This window comes from Vibrio sp. OPT41 (assembly GCF_015163595.1).
In the GTDB taxonomy this organism is placed as follows: Bacteria; Pseudomonadota; Gammaproteobacteria; order Enterobacterales; family Vibrionaceae; genus Vibrio; species Vibrio alginolyticus.
In genome coordinates this window covers 212,712-228,243 of record NZ_JADDYH010000009.1, presented here as the reverse complement: position 1 = coordinate 228,243, position 15,532 = coordinate 212,712, and the positions used below count along the sequence as shown (strand labels likewise).

The 15,532-nt window shown below is 43.2% G+C and carries 16 protein-coding genes; 9 read left to right on the top strand and 7 right to left on the bottom strand.

Translation table 11 applies throughout. From position 1 onward, the window contains the following. The first annotated feature begins 815 nt into the window (after positions 1–815). Positions 816–2,210, top strand: coding sequence for a BspA family leucine-rich repeat surface protein (locus tag IQP38_RS01635; RefSeq protein ID WP_053303747.1), 1,395 nt, complete (start codon positions 816–818; stop codon positions 2,208–2,210). A gap of 240 nt (positions 2,211–2,450) precedes the next feature. Here IQP38_RS01635 and IQP38_RS01630 read toward each other — a convergent pair whose 3' ends face one another. Together IQP38_RS01630 and IQP38_RS01625 are read right to left on the bottom strand one after the other, a co-directional pair. Next, on the bottom strand, positions 2,451–2,696 hold the full coding sequence (locus IQP38_RS01630) for a hypothetical protein (protein ID WP_005375556.1): 246 nt from the start codon (positions 2,694–2,696) through the stop codon (positions 2,451–2,453). Positions 2,697–2,736: 40 nt separating this feature from the next. Continuing rightward, complete coding sequence (locus IQP38_RS01625; protein ID WP_005375557.1) at positions 2,737–2,952, bottom strand: DUF3820 family protein; 216 nt, start codon at positions 2,950–2,952, stop codon at positions 2,737–2,739. 144 nt (positions 2,953–3,096) lie between these two features. On the opposite strand from IQP38_RS01625, the gene IQP38_RS01620 reads away from it, so the two are divergent. Continuing rightward, positions 3,097–3,405 (top strand): cysteine-rich CWC family protein, encoded by a 309-nt coding sequence (locus tag IQP38_RS01620; protein WP_080276966.1) that lies wholly within the window; start codon positions 3,097–3,099, stop codon positions 3,403–3,405. A gap of 38 nt (positions 3,406–3,443) precedes the next feature. Here the strand turns inward: IQP38_RS01620 and IQP38_RS01615 are convergent, their stop codons facing one another. Next, the gene (locus IQP38_RS01615; RefSeq protein ID WP_017634382.1) at positions 3,444–3,788 is read right to left on the bottom strand and encodes a HopJ type III effector protein; all 345 of its coding nucleotides are present in this window, start codon (positions 3,786–3,788) and stop codon (positions 3,444–3,446) included. A 199-nt stretch (positions 3,789–3,987) separates the two neighbouring features. On the opposite strand from IQP38_RS01615, the gene IQP38_RS01610 reads away from it, so the two are divergent. Beyond that, positions 3,988–5,757, top strand: coding sequence for a choice-of-anchor I family protein (locus tag IQP38_RS01610; RefSeq protein WP_064354605.1), 1,770 nt, complete (start codon positions 3,988–3,990; stop codon positions 5,755–5,757). Between the two features lie 70 nt (positions 5,758–5,827). Here the strand turns inward: IQP38_RS01610 and IQP38_RS01605 are convergent, their stop codons facing one another. Together IQP38_RS01605 and phhA are read right to left on the bottom strand one after the other, a co-directional pair. Continuing rightward, complete coding sequence (locus IQP38_RS01605; protein WP_053303750.1) at positions 5,828–6,166, bottom strand: 4a-hydroxytetrahydrobiopterin dehydratase; 339 nt, start codon at positions 6,164–6,166, stop codon at positions 5,828–5,830. Continuing rightward, positions 6,156–6,950 carry a phenylalanine 4-monooxygenase gene (gene phhA / locus IQP38_RS01600; RefSeq protein ID WP_053350625.1) on the bottom strand — a complete coding sequence of 265 codons (795 nt, stop codon included), beginning with the start codon at positions 6,948–6,950 and terminating at the stop codon, positions 6,156–6,158. The genes IQP38_RS01605 and phhA overlap by 11 nt, the downstream gene beginning before the upstream one ends. Before the next feature lie 222 nt (positions 6,951–7,172). On the opposite strand from phhA, the gene IQP38_RS01595 reads away from it, so the two are divergent. Next, complete coding sequence (locus IQP38_RS01595; protein WP_193837225.1) at positions 7,173–9,140, top strand: acetoacetate--CoA ligase; 1,968 nt, start codon at positions 7,173–7,175, stop codon at positions 9,138–9,140. A gap of 155 nt (positions 9,141–9,295) precedes the next feature. Here IQP38_RS01595 and IQP38_RS01590 read toward each other — a convergent pair whose 3' ends face one another. Beyond that, a complete protein-coding gene (locus IQP38_RS01590; protein WP_054728907.1) occupies positions 9,296–9,871 on the bottom strand; it encodes a class I SAM-dependent DNA methyltransferase in 576 nt (191 codons plus the stop codon). A gap of 171 nt (positions 9,872–10,042) precedes the next feature. Between IQP38_RS01590 and IQP38_RS01585 the strand changes: the two genes are divergently transcribed. Next, positions 10,043–10,921, top strand: coding sequence for a LysR family transcriptional regulator (locus IQP38_RS01585; RefSeq protein WP_005375568.1), 879 nt, complete (start codon positions 10,043–10,045; stop codon positions 10,919–10,921). Positions 10,922–11,097: 176 nt separating this feature from the next. Then, complete coding sequence (locus tag IQP38_RS01580) at positions 11,098–11,991, top strand: cation diffusion facilitator family transporter (protein WP_053303754.1); 894 nt, start codon at positions 11,098–11,100, stop codon at positions 11,989–11,991. Positions 11,992–12,142: 151 nt separating this feature from the next. Here the strand turns inward: IQP38_RS01580 and yddG are convergent, their stop codons facing one another. Next, positions 12,143–13,045: an aromatic amino acid DMT transporter YddG gene (yddG, locus tag IQP38_RS01575; protein ID WP_005389394.1), complete on the bottom strand. Its 903-nt coding sequence runs from the start codon at positions 13,043–13,045 to the stop codon at positions 12,143–12,145. 120 nt (positions 13,046–13,165) lie between these two features. Here yddG and IQP38_RS01570 point away from each other — a divergent pair, with 120 nt between their 5' ends. The 3 genes from IQP38_RS01570 to yiaY all read left to right on the top strand — a co-directional run bounded on the left by IQP38_RS01570 (position 13,166) and on the right by yiaY (position 15,460). Beyond that, a complete protein-coding gene (locus IQP38_RS01570) occupies positions 13,166–13,315 on the top strand; it encodes a hypothetical protein (protein WP_017634379.1) in 150 nt (49 codons plus the stop codon). 12 nt (positions 13,316–13,327) lie between these two features. Next, a complete protein-coding gene (elbB, locus tag IQP38_RS01565; RefSeq protein ID WP_154203939.1) occupies positions 13,328–13,978 on the top strand; it encodes an isoprenoid biosynthesis glyoxalase ElbB in 651 nt (216 codons plus the stop codon). Positions 13,979–14,311: 333 nt separating this feature from the next. After that, the gene (gene yiaY, locus IQP38_RS01560) at positions 14,312–15,460 is read left to right on the top strand and encodes an L-threonine dehydrogenase (RefSeq protein ID WP_042521463.1); all 1,149 of its coding nucleotides are present in this window, start codon (positions 14,312–14,314) and stop codon (positions 15,458–15,460) included. The last annotated feature ends 72 nt before the right edge of the window (positions 15,461–15,532 follow it).

The window sequence follows — 15,532 nt, the reverse complement described above, 5'->3', positions numbered from 1 at the left end:
ATCGATTCCAATAACTTTGATTGCCGACATGATGGCACCTCCCAATATTCAGCGACATAGCTGAGTGTAGTGCAGGTGTGGGGCGTACCATCTTATTAGCGTTTTAGTTCACATGCTCCGCCTGACGTTACTTAATTTTGGCCTATAAAAAATTTTTATTCATTGCAAATGAATGAGCAATGACAATCATTCAGTTTTCCCTTAAAGCCAATCACACCAATATCTAGATCACTGATTTCTTAGCTTGCCACTGCTAGCGTGTGTGTTTCTTGATGTAAAACAGGAAATAACACACATGGCACTACCCACGCTCACCGAGGATAAAGGCAAAGCTTGACTCTTCAAGGTCATTACCTAAATACCAGAGCTAAATGCTTGTCTAATGAGGTTATTCTTGGATAGTGGAATGACAACACTAGAGATATACCGCATCCAAGTTCGTGATATTGTGAAGAAGAATGGACAGTTAACAAAATTCTTTGCGGTTAAAAGATGGTGAGCATCCTAGCATACTAATCGGTAGAAGCACTTTTGCAGTATGACTGGAACATAATGACGTGAACGTACCAATCATTCATTTGATGATTGGGGATAAGTCATTAGAAACAACATTGAGGCTAATATAAACAGATACTGTAAGTATGTTAGCCATTGCTGATATGGAGTTTAAAAATAAAACATATGCTGAACAGTTGTGTTGTAGTGGTCAACTAAAATTTAGAGGGGCACCTTGTATATGGAAAGCTTCGTCTGTTTTTTATAGTAGAATAGACATAATATACAACAGGTTAAGTTTTATTGAATAAGGGAAGATAATGCAGAAGTTACAGCCAATTCTTTTGATAGGATTATTTTTACTGGCAGGCTGCGAAAAAGAAGCTACCCCAACACATCCGCTTATGCGGCAAGAATTGGTTGAAATGATCAAAGCAGGTAGAGATGTAACTCAGGTAGATGTTTCTAAAATTAAAGATATGAGTAGACTTTTTGCTCATAGGCATACATTTAACCAAGATATCTCTAGATGGGATGTTAGTAACGTTACTAACATGTCCTATATGTTTCATGATGCTAAAGCGTTTAATCAGGATATCTCTGGATGGGATGTTAGTAACGTTACCAATATGACCAATATGTTTAGCCATACTCATTCTTTCAACCAGAACATATCGGGGTGGAATGTTAGTAATGTGACGGATATGACAGCCATGTTCTTTGCGGCTAGGACCTTTAATCAGGACTTGAGTGCTTGGAATGTCTTGAATGTGGCCAACTATATGACTTTCAATTACGATGATGATGAAATGACTTCAGCGCTGACGGATGAGCATAGACCCAAATTTCTTCCAATGAAGGTTACTGTCGATGATATTAAGGCGATGCTCTACTTCAAGGAGGATATATCAAACGTTGATACTTCTGAAATAACAGATATGAGTAAGCTTTTTTATGAAATGCATTCCTTTAACCAGGATATTTCTAATTGGGATGTTAGTAATGTAACCAACATGGCGGGAATGTTTTGGAAAGCAGACTCTTTTAATCAAGACCTATCAAAATGGAATGTCTCCAATGTGACCAATATGAGAACTATGTTCGGTGGTGCTAGCTCTTTTAACCAAGATATTTCAAACTGGAACGTTGGCAAGGTTGAGGATATGAATGGAATGTTTGCTAAGGCAAAGTCTTTCGATCAGGATATCTCAAGCTGGAATGTAAGCAAAGTCAAGACTATGGAAGGTATGTTTGCTAATGCTGTATCATTCGATCATAGCATAAATCTCTGGGATGTAAGTAATGTTGAAAATATGTCCTACATGTTTTATCTGGCGAGAAAATTCAACCAAGACTTATCAGAATGGGATACAACTAGTGTACGATATATGTCGTATATGTTTCATGGAGCGAGTAAATTTAATGGAGATATCTCATCTTGGAACACGGGTTCTGTGCACTACATGAAAGGTATGTTTTATCAAGCAGAGAATTTTAATCAAGACATCTCCAACTGGGATGTTACTGGAGTGAATAGTACTTATATTATGTTCTACGGAGCCAAATCTTTTAATCAGGACATAAGCAATTGGGATATAAGAAATATTAACTCAATGTGGGGAATGCTTCATGGTACAGAGTCCTTCTCTTATGATTTATCCGATTGGGCTCTTGATTCTATTTTATACGCAGATCCTGAAGAATCTACTCTTTAATCCTTTCTCTAGATTTCCTATAGTTAAATCACTGATAAAGCATGTACATTTGCGTGGATACTTATTTCTCTAAATAAGCGTTCTCAATTGTAAACGGTATAATCTAATTGGTACACACACCAAAAGGATACAGTGCTAGGACTGAATGGCCCAAAAAGAGTCAGCCTAACGGTCTGGCTCTTTTGAATGAAAAAATAGTCTGGTGGGAGAACTTGTAAGGCTGTGGCAGGTTACACTCACTTACTCCTTAGGCAGGTGACCAGTTTCCTTCGCAAGCTTTTGCATCGCCTCAGCAAACGTTGTTGTCCCGCCTTTAGCTTTAACCTGTATTACCTTATATCCCAACTTTTCCAACGCTTGGCGCTCTGCCAAAACAGCTTTGTCATTGTGTTGGCTACCTTGAGCTGGCTGATGAATGTAACATCCCTCTAGTTTACCATCTTCGACCAATTGGTGATGTTTCAGTGCATCGATATCAAAATTCATAATAAGTCTTTTCATTAAGAGTGGGAGTTTCTGTGGCTAGTTACATACGCTTCAAAGGCTTCACGACACTATCTAAGCCTTCAATTTTGAGCGCTAAACATAGCTTGAGCAAATCCCCTAGCTCGCCGCTTGGCCAGCCCTTTTTATCAAACCACAGTAAGTATTCTTCAGGCAGGTCGATTAACACTCGCCCTGCATATTTCCCAAATGGCATTTGCATTCTAGCGAGTTTAATGAGGTTTTCTTTTTCTAACATAAGTGACAGAGAGTTAAGGTAACTCGTCCAAGGGTAACACTGGTTCTCCCTCCTCACCAGCAAATCGCAGTCACGTTTATTTTTGGCGGCCTTGACTCGCTTTATGCTAGAGTACGCGGCATAAAAAATGAGAACGAGAAAGCAATGAAGTCACCTTGTCGAGCTGCATGTAAAAATAACGCCGGAATATGCTCTGGTTGTCACCGAACGATGGATGAAATCATCCAATGGAAAGACAAAACCGATCTCCAACGAGATGCGATTATCGAACAAATCGCAGGAGAAGATTCAACGCACAGTTGTCCTGAGTGCGGGACTCAAGCCCATTGTGATATCGCCGCAGGCAAAGAGACATGCTGGTGCTTTACTATAGAAACCCGTGATTTACCCAAGCCAAGCGCCAACCAGCTGTGTTTGTGCCGAAAATGTCTAGAAAAAAAGCCAGTCGCGTAATACGACTGGCTTACTGATCATCGTTTTCTGACTGGTGTTTATTTAGCGGTTAAAGCGGACGCTTCAAACTTAATGCCTTCCCACCCTGTCACCATAAAATTACGAATATTCTGGTGATCGCTGTTCTCTGGATACTGCAATACATCTTCACGATAAAAACGGCCAAAGCAGGCTAGCGTCGCTTCTTTGTCTAGGTTGTTTAGCAAACCGAAAGCGAAGATCTTACACGAACCGTTGTTCTCGCCTGCATTGTTTTGTGTCTCACCATTTACAAAAGCGGTTGGCTCAAACGTATAGTTATCTTCGATCACCGCCATCGTTGCTTCAAATTCGACCTGCTCTGGTGACGCTGCCAATAAATCTAAAAACGATTTTAATTCCATTATTCCTCTATCCCTACTTCATCATATTGATGACACATTAGTTTCATAAAAAGCCAATATAAGAGTCATCAATCATACATATATTCAGAGCCTTACCAAATCACACGTCATTCAGCGCTCTATCATTCCAGTTGCGGAAATGGACAGCAGCATAAAACCCATGCTGATTGACAACCTATCGGATTGATAAGGAGATATCATGATCACCCCTTTAAAGGCAATCGGTGCACTCGCATTGTCATCACTTGCCATCGCGTGTTCATCACAACCCGAAGATACCGTGGCTTCATTCGCTACACAATGCAAACCTACCACTGCGCCCGTTACTGGGGAAACTTCAATTCAAGGGTTAACGTTTATCGGGACATCCGTTGCTGATGCTCCATTCGATACATCGGCAGCTGAAATCGTGAGTTATGACGCCTGTACAGATAAGCTCTATGTGGTGAATGCTCAAGCAAAACGTATCGATGTACTTTCTATGGATGACAACGGCGTACCAACGCAAAGCGCATTCATTGATCTCAACAGCGCTGGCGAAGCAGCGGGCATTGAAATTGGCGCAGCAAACAGTGTCGCTGTATTCAATGGTTTGGTAGCTGTTGCGATTGAAAACAGTAATAAACAAGCGAATGGTATTGTTGGCTTGTACCGCTCCGACGATTTGTCATTAGTCATGACGTTTCCAACAGGCGCATTGCCAGACATGGTTGACTTCTCGAAAGATGGCCGATACATCGCAACCGCTAATGAAGGAGAACCAAACAGCGATTACAGCATTGACCCTGAAGGTAGTATCACTTTGATCGATCTGAGCCTTGGTGTTACTCAAGCAGAAGTGTCACAAATTGGCTTTAACGAATTTGATGATTCACGAAAAGCAGAGCTTCCAAAGAATGTGCGTATTTCGGGGGCAAACGCCACCATCGCACAAGATCTAGAGCCGGAATACCTCACTTTTGCAGATAACGGCAAAATCTATGTCGCGCTACAAGAAAATAACGCCATGGCAATCGTCAATCCAGAGAGCAAATCAGTAGAGCGAATTGTTGGCTTGGGTGAGAAGTCTTGGTCGGGCGCTAAACTCGATGCATCCAACAAAGACAAAATCCTTGGGAACTTGAAAAGCTACCCACAACTGGTTGGCTTATTTATGCCTGACACTATCGACAGCTACTCAGTGAATGGGAGTACTTACATCGTATCGGCAAATGAAGGCGACGGGCGTGAGTACGGATTCAAAACCACTCAAGAACTGTGCGACAAAGCTGGCTTTATGTGGGATGAAGACGATTACCTCGGTACAGATGAATATACATCTGAGCAAGGAACCTGTTTAAGCCATATTGATGAAGTGCGCGGTAAGAAGCTGAAAGTGGCAGCAGAACACCCATTGGCAGAGGCACTAAAAGACAACAAACAACTCGCGCGTTTAAAAGTGATTAAGCCGGAACAAACGCTTTCTGCACAAGAGAATGTTCAATCATTTGGCGCGCGTTCATTTTCGATTTGGGATGAAAACGGCAAGTTGGTCTTCGATAGTGGTGACGATTTCGCGACTATCGCGCTGCTGAATGAAGGCAAGAACTTCAACAGCACCAACGATAACAATAATAGTGGCGATGACCGAAGTGATGATAAAGGTATTGAGCCAGAGGCGATTGAAGTAGCACAAATTAACGGTCGTCATTACGCGTTTATCGGCTTGGAGCGTCAAGGCGGTATCATGATTTATGACATCACAGACCCGAAACAAGCGCAGTTTATGCATTACGTAAGCCGCCGTGATTACAATCAGCCAGTATGTACAGAAGTCGAAGATGGCGAATGCATGAATGACACATACAATCCAAAAGCAGGCGATTTAGGTCCAGAGTCCATTAATTACTTTACCCGTAACGGTGGTCATTTTATCGTCGTTGGCAATGAGGTATCGGGCACGACATCCGTCTTCCGAATCAATCTATAAAGTAATGTAAAAGTCATTTAGAACCAAAACGCCCGACATAAGCCGGGCGTTTTTTGTATGAGGTAATGTCCTACTCTGCCGATGCTAGCGAGTCACACTTTGATGCGCAGATAAAATCGTTTTTATGCAGACCTTTGATAGAGTGACTCCACCACGTTACGGTAACCTTACCCCATTCCAACAAAATAGAGGGATGGTGGAACTCATCTTCTGCCAGTTCCGCGATTTTGTTACTGAAAGCCCATGCTTGTTTGAAGTTCTTAAATTTATACACCTTTTCTAGTTGAGGTATGTCTTCTCTTTCAATGATCTGCCAATCAGACAATTGCAGCAGCAGAGATTGTTGTTCTTCTTTGCTTAGTGCAATGGCATCGATACTACAAGCTTCGCATTTTTGTTCATTCAACATGAGCAGGTTCCTTTGGTTCAAAAAGTGGAGGAAGCAGTCCAGCTTCAATCGCTAGATCGGCTTGTTTCAATAAATTTAACTGACTAATTTTAAAGAGCTGAGAAAAGTCATCAATCACGTAGTACTTCGGTTGCATGATGTCGATACGATAAGGCGTTCTCAGCACTGTTTGTAATTCAAATGGGTCGCGAATTGCTACATCACTCTCTAATGCGTAGAGGGTTTCGCCAGGAGATGAAAGAATACCACCACCGTAAATTTTGGTTTTGTCCCCTTCTTTCACCAAGCCAAACTCTACGGTAAACCAGTAGAGGCGAGCGAGATAGGCTCTTTGTTTTGGGGTAGCGGCTTGCCCTAGTTGACCATAATGCTCGGTAAATGCAGCAAAGTCTGGGTTGGTTAACATCGCGCAATGACCAAATATTTCGTGGAAGAAATCTGGCTCCTGTAAGTAATCGAACTCATCTCTTGTACGCAAGAATGTGGCGACTGGAAAGCGCTTATTACCGAGTAGATTAAAAAATCGGTCGAAATCAATAAGCGCGGGAACGGGCTCCACTTGCCAACCTGTTGTCTCCATCAAGACACGATTAATTTCTGGTAACTGAGGAACGCGGTCTTGAGGTAAATCAAGCAGCGTCAAACCGTGTAAATAAGCCTCACAAGCTCTGTTTTGGATCACACCCATTTGTCGTGTTACCAAATCTCGCCAAATGGCGTCTTCTTCACGGCTCCATTCAACCCTGCCTTCCTGGTTTACGGGTTTAGAACGATACTGGGTCATGGCTCATCTCCATTAACAAATCCTTTACATTAAGCCTATCTGTAGTCTTAAGAGCTTCCAATCCCTGCGCGATTTTCTCAGCATCATCCCGATGTAACATATTGTTTACAACTCATCGTAACTGCATGATTTTTATGACACGATATAATATCTGGCTTGTTTGACTTTATCGTGTATTCCTCTCAAACTAAAACCTGTTATCACTTTGTTATAGAGGGACCTATGCGCGAGAGCAGCAAAGTATGGCAACCGAGCGAAAGTCGTATCGAAGAAGCCAACATTACACAGTTTATTGAACACATTAATCGACAAGGAAATACCCTTGAAAGCTTCGCTGATCTGCATCAATGGTCACTCGATCATGTAGAAAAATTTTGGCAGGAAGTTTGGCTATTCTGCGACGTCATTGGCACTCAGGGAGAGACCATAAAAGAGCGAGCAGAAAGTCGCTGGCAGCAACCTGTTGAAAATAGGGATATAAAATGGTTCCCAAACGCGCAAATTAACTACGCCGAAAATTTGCTAACCTACGCGTGTCACCAACCCGATGATCTCGCGATTTGGTTTGAAAATGAACGTGAAGAAAAACAGACCTACACCTGGAAACAATTGTGCGAAGAAGTTTCGAGTGTGCAGCAATGGTTGAAAGAATGTGGAATTAAGCAAGGTGATGTCGTCGCTGGTTATTTACCTCACCTACCTCAAACGGTAATAGCTATGCTAGCAACCACCAGTTTAGGGGCGACCTGGACTTCCACCTCACCTGATTTTGGCGTCGAAAGCGTTTTGGAGCGCTTTGGTCAAGTGAAACCCAAAATCCTGTTTACTTGTGATGGCTATACATTCAATGGCAAAACTTTCGATATGTCTAAGAAAAACCAGCATATTGCGGATCATCTTGATGGTCTTAAACAAGTTTGCCAAATTAGCTACCTTAAACCACACATTTTTGAATGCGATGTCTGCACCCAAGATTGGCAAAATGTCCTGAATCAATACACCCCCGAAGCGCTGACTTTTACTCGTGTGAATTTTAACGATCCGCTATTTGTGCTCTATTCTTCAGGCACAACAGGCAAACCGAAATGCATCGTTCATTCCGTCGGCGGAACGGTGCTTAATCACTTGAAAGAGCATCAACTGCATTGCGATATCCAACCGAACGACCGAGTGTTTTATTACACGACCTGCGGTTGGATGATGTGGAACTGGCACGTTTCTTCACTCGCGAGCGGTGCATGTTTGGTGATTTTTGATGGTAGCCCTGTTTACCCCACTCATAATGTGCTCTGGGACCTCGCAGAACGAGCCGAAGTGACGCTGTTTGGAACCTCAGCAAAATACCTAGAGGCGCTGGAAAAAGCATCTTTTTCTCCGCAGAAAAGTGATGCATTTCCAAGTCTGAAAACCATTTGCTCAACGGGCTCTGTTCTGTATCCAGAACAGTTTGATTATGTCTATCAGCGCATTAAAGAAGATGTACACCTCGCCTCGATTTCTGGCGGAACAGACATTTGTGGCTGCTTTGTATTGGGCAACCCTATTTCTCCCGTTTATCGGGGAGAGTGCCAATCAGCAGGGTTAGGGGTCGATGTCCGAGTCTTTAACCCACAAGGTAATAGCGTAATGGGAGCGCGCGGTGAGTTGGTTTGTGCCAATTCATTACCCAACTTCCCTGCTGGCTTTTGGAACGACACCGGTGAGAGATATCATCGTGCTTATTGGGATAAATTCGACAATATTTGGCACCACGGCGATGATGTTGAACAGACCCGCGTTGGGGGATACGTATTTTATGGTCGAAGTGATACCACGTTGAATCCTGGTGGCGTAAGAATCGGCACGGCCGAAATCTATCAGCAAGTGAACTGTATAGACGGTATTCTAGATTCGATCGCAGTAGGAAAAGAAGTCGATCGCAACGAACAAATATGGCTGTTTGTCCAATTAGTCAAAGGGGTAGAGCTCAATGACGAGATGATCGCTTCCATCAAAGCACAGCTAAAGTCTGCATGTTCTCCAAGGCATGTACCTAGTGCGATTTACGCAATAAGCGATATACCTAAGACACGCTCAGGAAAGCTGGTCGAGTTAGCCGTTAAGCAAGTCGTTAACAACCGAAACGTCGAAAATTTAGGCGCAATAGCCAACCCTGAAGTGCTGGAGGAGATACGCAGGATAATCGTCTAAAAATAACCTCCGAAGACTTAGTTGTTCGAGTATGTCCTTGCATGCACCACGACGACTTGTTTAGAGCAAGTAAAGTTACACATACCCTCAGCAGATAAGAAAAAAGCGAGCTTGTTAGCTCGCTTTTGTCAATTTTTGTTCTTTATTCAGCGGTATTAGCGACGACCAAGCCCCATTAATACCGACATTGTTTTACCATCAGATGTAATGTCAAAAACGTGTCGCGATTCAACTTCAGTAAAACCCGCTTCTTTCAGTGCACGCTCAGACTTCGCAAGGGTAAAACCGTCTTGTTCACATTCTGCAATCCAATCAAAATGAACAAAATAGCCGCCGTGGTTAAGTAGAGAATGCGAGATCGTTAATGACGCGTCTAAGTCTTCCACAAACGCTAAAACTGATGATGCAACCACCAAGTCGAACTGTCCACGAAAGGCCGGATGCTGAGCGACCAAGCCGCGAGATAATGCATCTACCACAGGTTCTACGTTGACGAGCTCTTTTTTATCGAGTTCCTCAATCATGGCTTCCGATGCGTCTAATGCTACGATGTCTTTAACCATCGGTGACAATCGTTGACTTAACTGCCCTGTTCCGCATCCAAAATCTAGTACTTTAATGCCATCAAGCTGAGTTAGCTGTTGTAACTGCTCAAACACCGACTGCGCAAATTGCTCTGTTGCTGGATTTGATTCCCAGTTTTTTGCTAAGCCGTCCCAATCTTGTGCCATCGTGGCCTCCATGTTCACTTTTTGTAACCCACATAGATTACCGCAAAACCGTTAAAAGACCATAGACTTATCTGGCGGATTCGCGTTTTTTTCGATAATCTTTCATGGCTTTGGGAGCGCATCTGCATAATACCCAAATTATTTGAATTCATTTATTGGTTGTGTCAAATCATGAACTTAACTCAAGTAGAAGCCTTCTGCACCATCGCTGAGTGTGGTTCTGTTTCTGAAGCGGCAAGGCAACTCGACTGCAATCGTACCAAACTCAGTATGTCGATTAAGGCATTAGAGAAAGATCTCGACGTTGAATTGTTTAACCGAACTGGCAACCAGCTCACCCTCTCTGAAGCTGGGAAAGCCATTTACAAAGATTGCGAACACCTACTTATCATCGCACAACGGGTCAGAAAGACCTGCGCTCAAATCTCGGAAGGGTTTAACGCGGAAGTTTGGGTAGCACGTGACGACTCCTTACCTGATGATCTCTGGCAAGAATTATCTCATACATTGAATAACCGCTTTCCTTCAACAACCTTCAACTTAATCTTGGCATCCAGTGGCGACTTAGCCAACTTGGTCAGTACCCACCAAGTAGATTTTGCTTTCGGCGTTGATTATGAGCGAGTAGACGATCCTCGTATCGTATATAACCCATTAGGCAAGATACGTATGATGTCAGTATGCAGTGTAGAACACCGCCTAAGTAAGATGCGCCGTGTCTCAGACGAAGATCTACGTAGTCAGATGCAAGCACTAATGGTGTACCTAAATGAGAAAGACAACCCTGAACTGCAACCTTTCTCGACTCGATATATTGGTTTTTCGAGTTTTGACTACATGCTGAACACCATCTTAGAAGAAGACGCTTGGGGCGTGCTTCCAGAACCATTAATCCGCCATTACCTTCGTCAGCAGAAGCTCGCCGTTATCAAACACACATACGGATTGACGCAAGAAGACTACTGTATGTTTTCACCTAACGGCCATACTGAGCATCCAGCAATGACGTGGTTAGCAGATAAATTGAGCGAGTATTTATTTGACTTCTAAACATTTTATCAGTGAGCGTCAATTTTACTGACACCAAAAAATCACAGTAAACCATTGTTTTATAGGAATATAAATAAAAACGCAATTTTTTAGATTAGTTACTGGTCACTTTGTGGTTGCCTAAATTACCTTATGAGCGAAGAATAGTAAGGTATTAAAATTCAAAGGCATCTTTTATGTGTGACAGGACAAGCAAAAACGAAAACCGTATTCTAACCATTTCAGCCCTTTTGGCATCTGGGTTCGCTGCTGGTGGTATGGTACTTGGCTTGCTTGTAGGATCAATTGTCATCGTGTTTGACGGTGTTTACTCTTTGGTCAGCTTACTGTTAACTTTATTGTCACTGGCCGCTTCTTACTATATTAACAAGCCTTCAAAATCTGTATTCCCATTTGGAAAAGCGGTCTTAGAACCAATCGTTATTGCGATAAAAGCAGCCGTCATTTTAGTGGTTGTAAGCTTCTCTCTCTACTCTGCGATATCAGCATTGATGTCTGGAGGTCGCGAGGTCGATGCTTCTATTGCGACCTTATTCGGCATCGTGAATGTTATCGGTTGTGGTTACGCTTGGTGGTTTATGGCGAAACGCAGCCGCCGCTTCTCATCAGGCTTGATTGAAGCGGAGAAAAAACAGTGGCAAATGGATACTTTGTTGAGTGTGGCGGTGACCGTAGGATTTATCTCGGCTTGGGCTGTTTCACTAACGCCATTCTCTGAGTATGCGGTATATGCCGACCCCATGATGATGGTTTTAATGGGCTTTTACTTCCTCAAAGTACCGTTCGATATGCTAGTAGGTGCCTTACGTGAACTACTAATGATGGCACCAAGCAAAGAGCTGTGTCAGAGCGTTGGCAAAGATGTTCTTGAGATTGAAAAAGTAACTGAGCATCAATTGAAACTGGCTGGCGTAACGAAGGTGGGCCAAGAGCTACGAGTAAATGTGGACGTACATATTGATGACGACACATTGGAGCTTGATACACTAGAGCACACTCGTAAGCAGCTTATCAAGCGACTGTCGAAGCACAGATTCAAGCTTCAACTACACTTGAACGTCGCTTATTAGAGTGCCACCAAAGAGCCGTTAAAACTCAATAAAAAGCTCCCAATCTCGGGAGCTTTTTTAATTTTTTCGATTTAGTTTCTTCGTATTCGAATACAGCTCGCAAGGGAGATCTGTTCGTTGCTCACTTAAATTCTCTGATCTCGTTGGTAACTTACCCAGCCGCTTCGCGCTTCTCTTTGGTGACTAACCAACACATCAGCGAGCCCACCGTTACCATCACAACGCCCTGCCAAAAGCTATGGCTCAGAGTTACGCCAAGAATAATGGAAGAAAATAAAGCGGAAAAAATGGGTGTGAAGTAAGACAAGGTGGCGAGAAAAACCATATTGCCGCCAACGATCGCGATATTCCATAAACCATAACCACCAGCCATTAAAGCCGCAGAGGCCACTAAGTACCCCATCGCTTCCCAACTGAATGTCATTGGTGGCTCATCCGTAAACGCGTATTTGACCCAAAGCGAAACAGCTGTTGCAATAAAAAACAGGGTAATCGCATTATGTTTAGATTGCTGCCTTTGGGTTAAGTTGCAATAAAAAGCCCATATAACCGCGCCAGCGAAAGCCATAAAATACACCAGAGGGTTACTACTAACATTGGACATGATCTGAGTTATGGATAAGCCATTCTCACCGCTCACAGTCCAAGCAACCCCAACAAACGCCAGCGTAACTGCGGGATAAAGCAACCAGTTTGTTTTTTTATTGCTGCCAAGGACCGCAAATAAAACCGTCAGTGCGGGCCAAAGGTAATTGACAATCGACACCTCAATTGCCTGCGCGCGCGAGTTGGAATATCCCAAAGATAGAGCGAGAAATATTTCATAACAGACGAACATCGCACCACCAAGCGCAAGATACTTGGGAGAAAAGTAAGACAACTTTGGAATACCGACCACGATAAGAAGGAAAACAGAGCTAAGAGAGTACAACATGGCTGCCCCGCCTACAGGACCTAAACTCTCCGTAACCAACCTCGCGATGCCAAGCAGACAACTCCAAGAGAGAATCGCGATACAACCATAAAGTGTGAAACGAAATTGCACTGATTTCATGTGACCTACCACTCACGAATGCCAAAGGAAACGTCAGCTTAACTCAAAAATGATCAGGTTCAACGTACTGTTTTATAAAAATCAGTATAAAAATCATTCTATTAAGCCGTTGGAGTCGATATGAAACATTTTCTGCCCTCTAGTGTTATGCTTACACCCTTTGTTGTGCGCTACTATGATGAAGATGACAACGAGAGTGAAAACGTTAAAACACATTCGGAAACGCATGGTCTAGATAGCGAAGAGCAATCTAAGGAACGTTCAGAGTAAAGGAATCCAAACATGAAAAAAGTCGCAGTCATTTTAAGTGGTTCAGGCGTTTACGACGGTTCTGAGATCCACGAAGCAGTGTTGGCGCTCTACGCCATCGAGAAGGCAGGTGCAACTTGGCACTGCTTTGCACCTAACATTGACCAACTCCACGTCATCAATCACCTAACTGGTGACGAAATGGATGAAACACGTAACGTATTGATCGAATCAGCTCGTATTGCACGCGGAAATATTGACGATGTCGCCAAACTTAACGTCGATGAATACGATGCCCTACTGCTTCCAGGTGGGTTTGGTGCCGCGAAAAACTTAACCGACTTCGCCGTTTCAGGTGCAGAGTGCTCCATTAACACACACGTAGCTCAAGCTTGTCGCGCGTTTGCTAATTCGAAAAAACCAGCTGGCTATCTGTGTATTTCTCCTGTCATTATTCCGATGATTTATGAGCAAGGCGTGAAAGGAACGGTAGGCAACGATGAGGCAGTCTCAATAGCATTTAATCAAATGGGCGGTGAACACACCACGTGCCCTGTCGAAGACATCGTTTTTGATGAAAAACACCTCGTACTTTCAACCCCTGCTTACATGTTGGCAGAGAATATCTCTCAAGCAGCTTCAGGTATCGAAAAGTTAGTATCAAAGCTGATTAAAATAGCTTAATTATTAGTAGTTATCTTATAAAACACTTCTCTATCCCCATTGATAATTAAGTTATTAATGGGGATTTTTTATACTTTAGTCGAATTTAGAGATATATCCGCGTCAGAAGTCAATTTCTGCCAATCGTTTGCGTCCATAGTTTCATATTTGTTCTACTTTATATCAGTGTTGCACTTATACGCAGTGCAACAAGATCACTGTCACAGTTTTTCTCTTGCAAGTACCTCTAAGTAGGTAAACTTGCTTCAGATCAACTTCAATCTGGAAACGAATGTGCGACAGTAAATGGCAAATTAAGAAAGATTATTAAAAATAACGACGGAGCTATCCAATATGACAAGTGCATTTTTTATCCCTACGGTAAACCTAATGGGCGCTGGTTGTTTGAAAGACGCAGCAGACAGCATCCAATCTCAAGGCTTTAAAAAAGGTTTGATCGTTACGGATAAGATCCTTAACCAAATCGGTGTAGTCAAACAAGTTCAAGACCTTCTCACTGAGCGCGATGTAGCAACCGTTGTGTTTGATGGTACTCAACCAAATCCAACTATCAGCAACGTTAACGACGGCTTAGCACTTCTTACTGATAACGAATGTGACTTCGTTGTCTCTCTAGGTGGTGGTTCACCACACGACTGTGCGAAAGGTATCGCGCTTGTTGCTTCTAACGGCGGCAAAATCGCAGATTACGAAGGCGTAGACCAGTCTGCAAAACCAATGATGCCACTTATCGCAATCAACACGACGGCAGGTACTGCATCTGAAATGACGCGTTTCTGCATCATCACTGACGAAGAGCGTCACATCAAGATGGCTATCGTTGATAAGCACACAACACCGCTTATCTCGGTAAACGATCCAGAGCTAATGCTAGCTAAACCTGCTTCGCTAACTGCGGCAACAGGTATGGATGCCCTAACTCACGCGATTGAAGCTTACGTATCTATCGCAGCAACACCAATCACTGATGCGGTAGCAATTAAAGCGATTGAGCTTATCCAGGCTTATCTACGCACAGCAGTGAAAAACGGTGAAGATCTAGAAGCTCGTGAACAAATGGCATACGCGCAGTTCATGGCGGGTATGGCATTCAACAACGCGTCTCTAGGTTACGTACACGCAATGGCACACCAGCTAGGTGGTTTCTATGACCTTCCACACGGTGTTTGTAACGCGATTCTTCTACCTCACGTACAGCGTTACAACGCGCAAGTATGTCCTGAGCGTCTACGTGACGTAGCAAAAGCAATGGGCGTAAACGTAGAAGGCATGTCTGCTGAAGCAGGTGCAGCGGCAGCAATCGACGCTATCGTTACTCTAGCGAAAGATGTGGGTATCCCAGCAGGTATCAAAGAGCTTGGTGCGAAACTAGAAGACATCCCAACACTAGCAGACAACGCACTGAAAGACGCTTGTGGTTTCACTAACCCTAAACAAGCAACTCACGAAGAAATTTCTAAGATCTTCGAAGAAGCGATGTAATCTCGCTAACTAAACAATTCTCTAGCCTTAATTCAATCCCCGATCTCGTATCGGGGATTTTTTACATTCATA

What these genes read in the sequence shown, in the direction of transcription:
- IQP38_RS01635 (WP_053303747.1), top strand. Translation starts at nt 816, where the DNA reads ATGCAGAAGTTACAGCCAATTCTTTTGATAGGATTATTTTTACTGGCA.
- IQP38_RS01630 (WP_005375556.1), bottom strand. Translation starts at nt 2,696, where the DNA reads ATGAATTTTGATATCGATGCACTGAAACATCACCAATTGGTCGAAGAT.
- IQP38_RS01625 (WP_005375557.1), bottom strand. Translation starts at nt 2,952, where the DNA reads ATGTTAGAAAAAGAAAACCTCATTAAACTCGCTAGAATGCAAATGCCA.
- IQP38_RS01620 (WP_080276966.1), top strand. Translation starts at nt 3,097, where the DNA reads ATGAAGTCACCTTGTCGAGCTGCATGTAAAAATAACGCCGGAATATGC.
- IQP38_RS01615 (WP_017634382.1), bottom strand. Translation starts at nt 3,788, where the DNA reads ATGGAATTAAAATCGTTTTTAGATTTATTGGCAGCGTCACCAGAGCAG.
- IQP38_RS01610 (WP_064354605.1), top strand. Translation starts at nt 3,988, where the DNA reads ATGATCACCCCTTTAAAGGCAATCGGTGCACTCGCATTGTCATCACTT.
- IQP38_RS01605 (WP_053303750.1), bottom strand. Translation starts at nt 6,166, where the DNA reads ATGTTGAATGAACAAAAATGCGAAGCTTGTAGTATCGATGCCATTGCA.
- phhA (WP_053350625.1), bottom strand. Translation starts at nt 6,950, where the DNA reads ATGACCCAGTATCGTTCTAAACCCGTAAACCAGGAAGGCAGGGTTGAA.
- IQP38_RS01595 (WP_193837225.1), top strand. Translation starts at nt 7,173, where the DNA reads ATGCGCGAGAGCAGCAAAGTATGGCAACCGAGCGAAAGTCGTATCGAA.
- IQP38_RS01590 (WP_054728907.1), bottom strand. Translation starts at nt 9,871, where the DNA reads ATGGCACAAGATTGGGACGGCTTAGCAAAAAACTGGGAATCAAATCCA.
- IQP38_RS01585 (WP_005375568.1), top strand. Translation starts at nt 10,043, where the DNA reads ATGAACTTAACTCAAGTAGAAGCCTTCTGCACCATCGCTGAGTGTGGT.
- IQP38_RS01580 (WP_053303754.1), top strand. Translation starts at nt 11,098, where the DNA reads ATGTGTGACAGGACAAGCAAAAACGAAAACCGTATTCTAACCATTTCA.
- yddG (WP_005389394.1), bottom strand. Translation starts at nt 13,045, where the DNA reads ATGAAATCAGTGCAATTTCGTTTCACACTTTATGGTTGTATCGCGATT.
- IQP38_RS01570 (WP_017634379.1), top strand. Translation starts at nt 13,166, where the DNA reads ATGAAACATTTTCTGCCCTCTAGTGTTATGCTTACACCCTTTGTTGTG.
- elbB (WP_154203939.1), top strand. Translation starts at nt 13,328, where the DNA reads ATGAAAAAAGTCGCAGTCATTTTAAGTGGTTCAGGCGTTTACGACGGT.
- yiaY (WP_042521463.1), top strand. Translation starts at nt 14,312, where the DNA reads ATGACAAGTGCATTTTTTATCCCTACGGTAAACCTAATGGGCGCTGGT.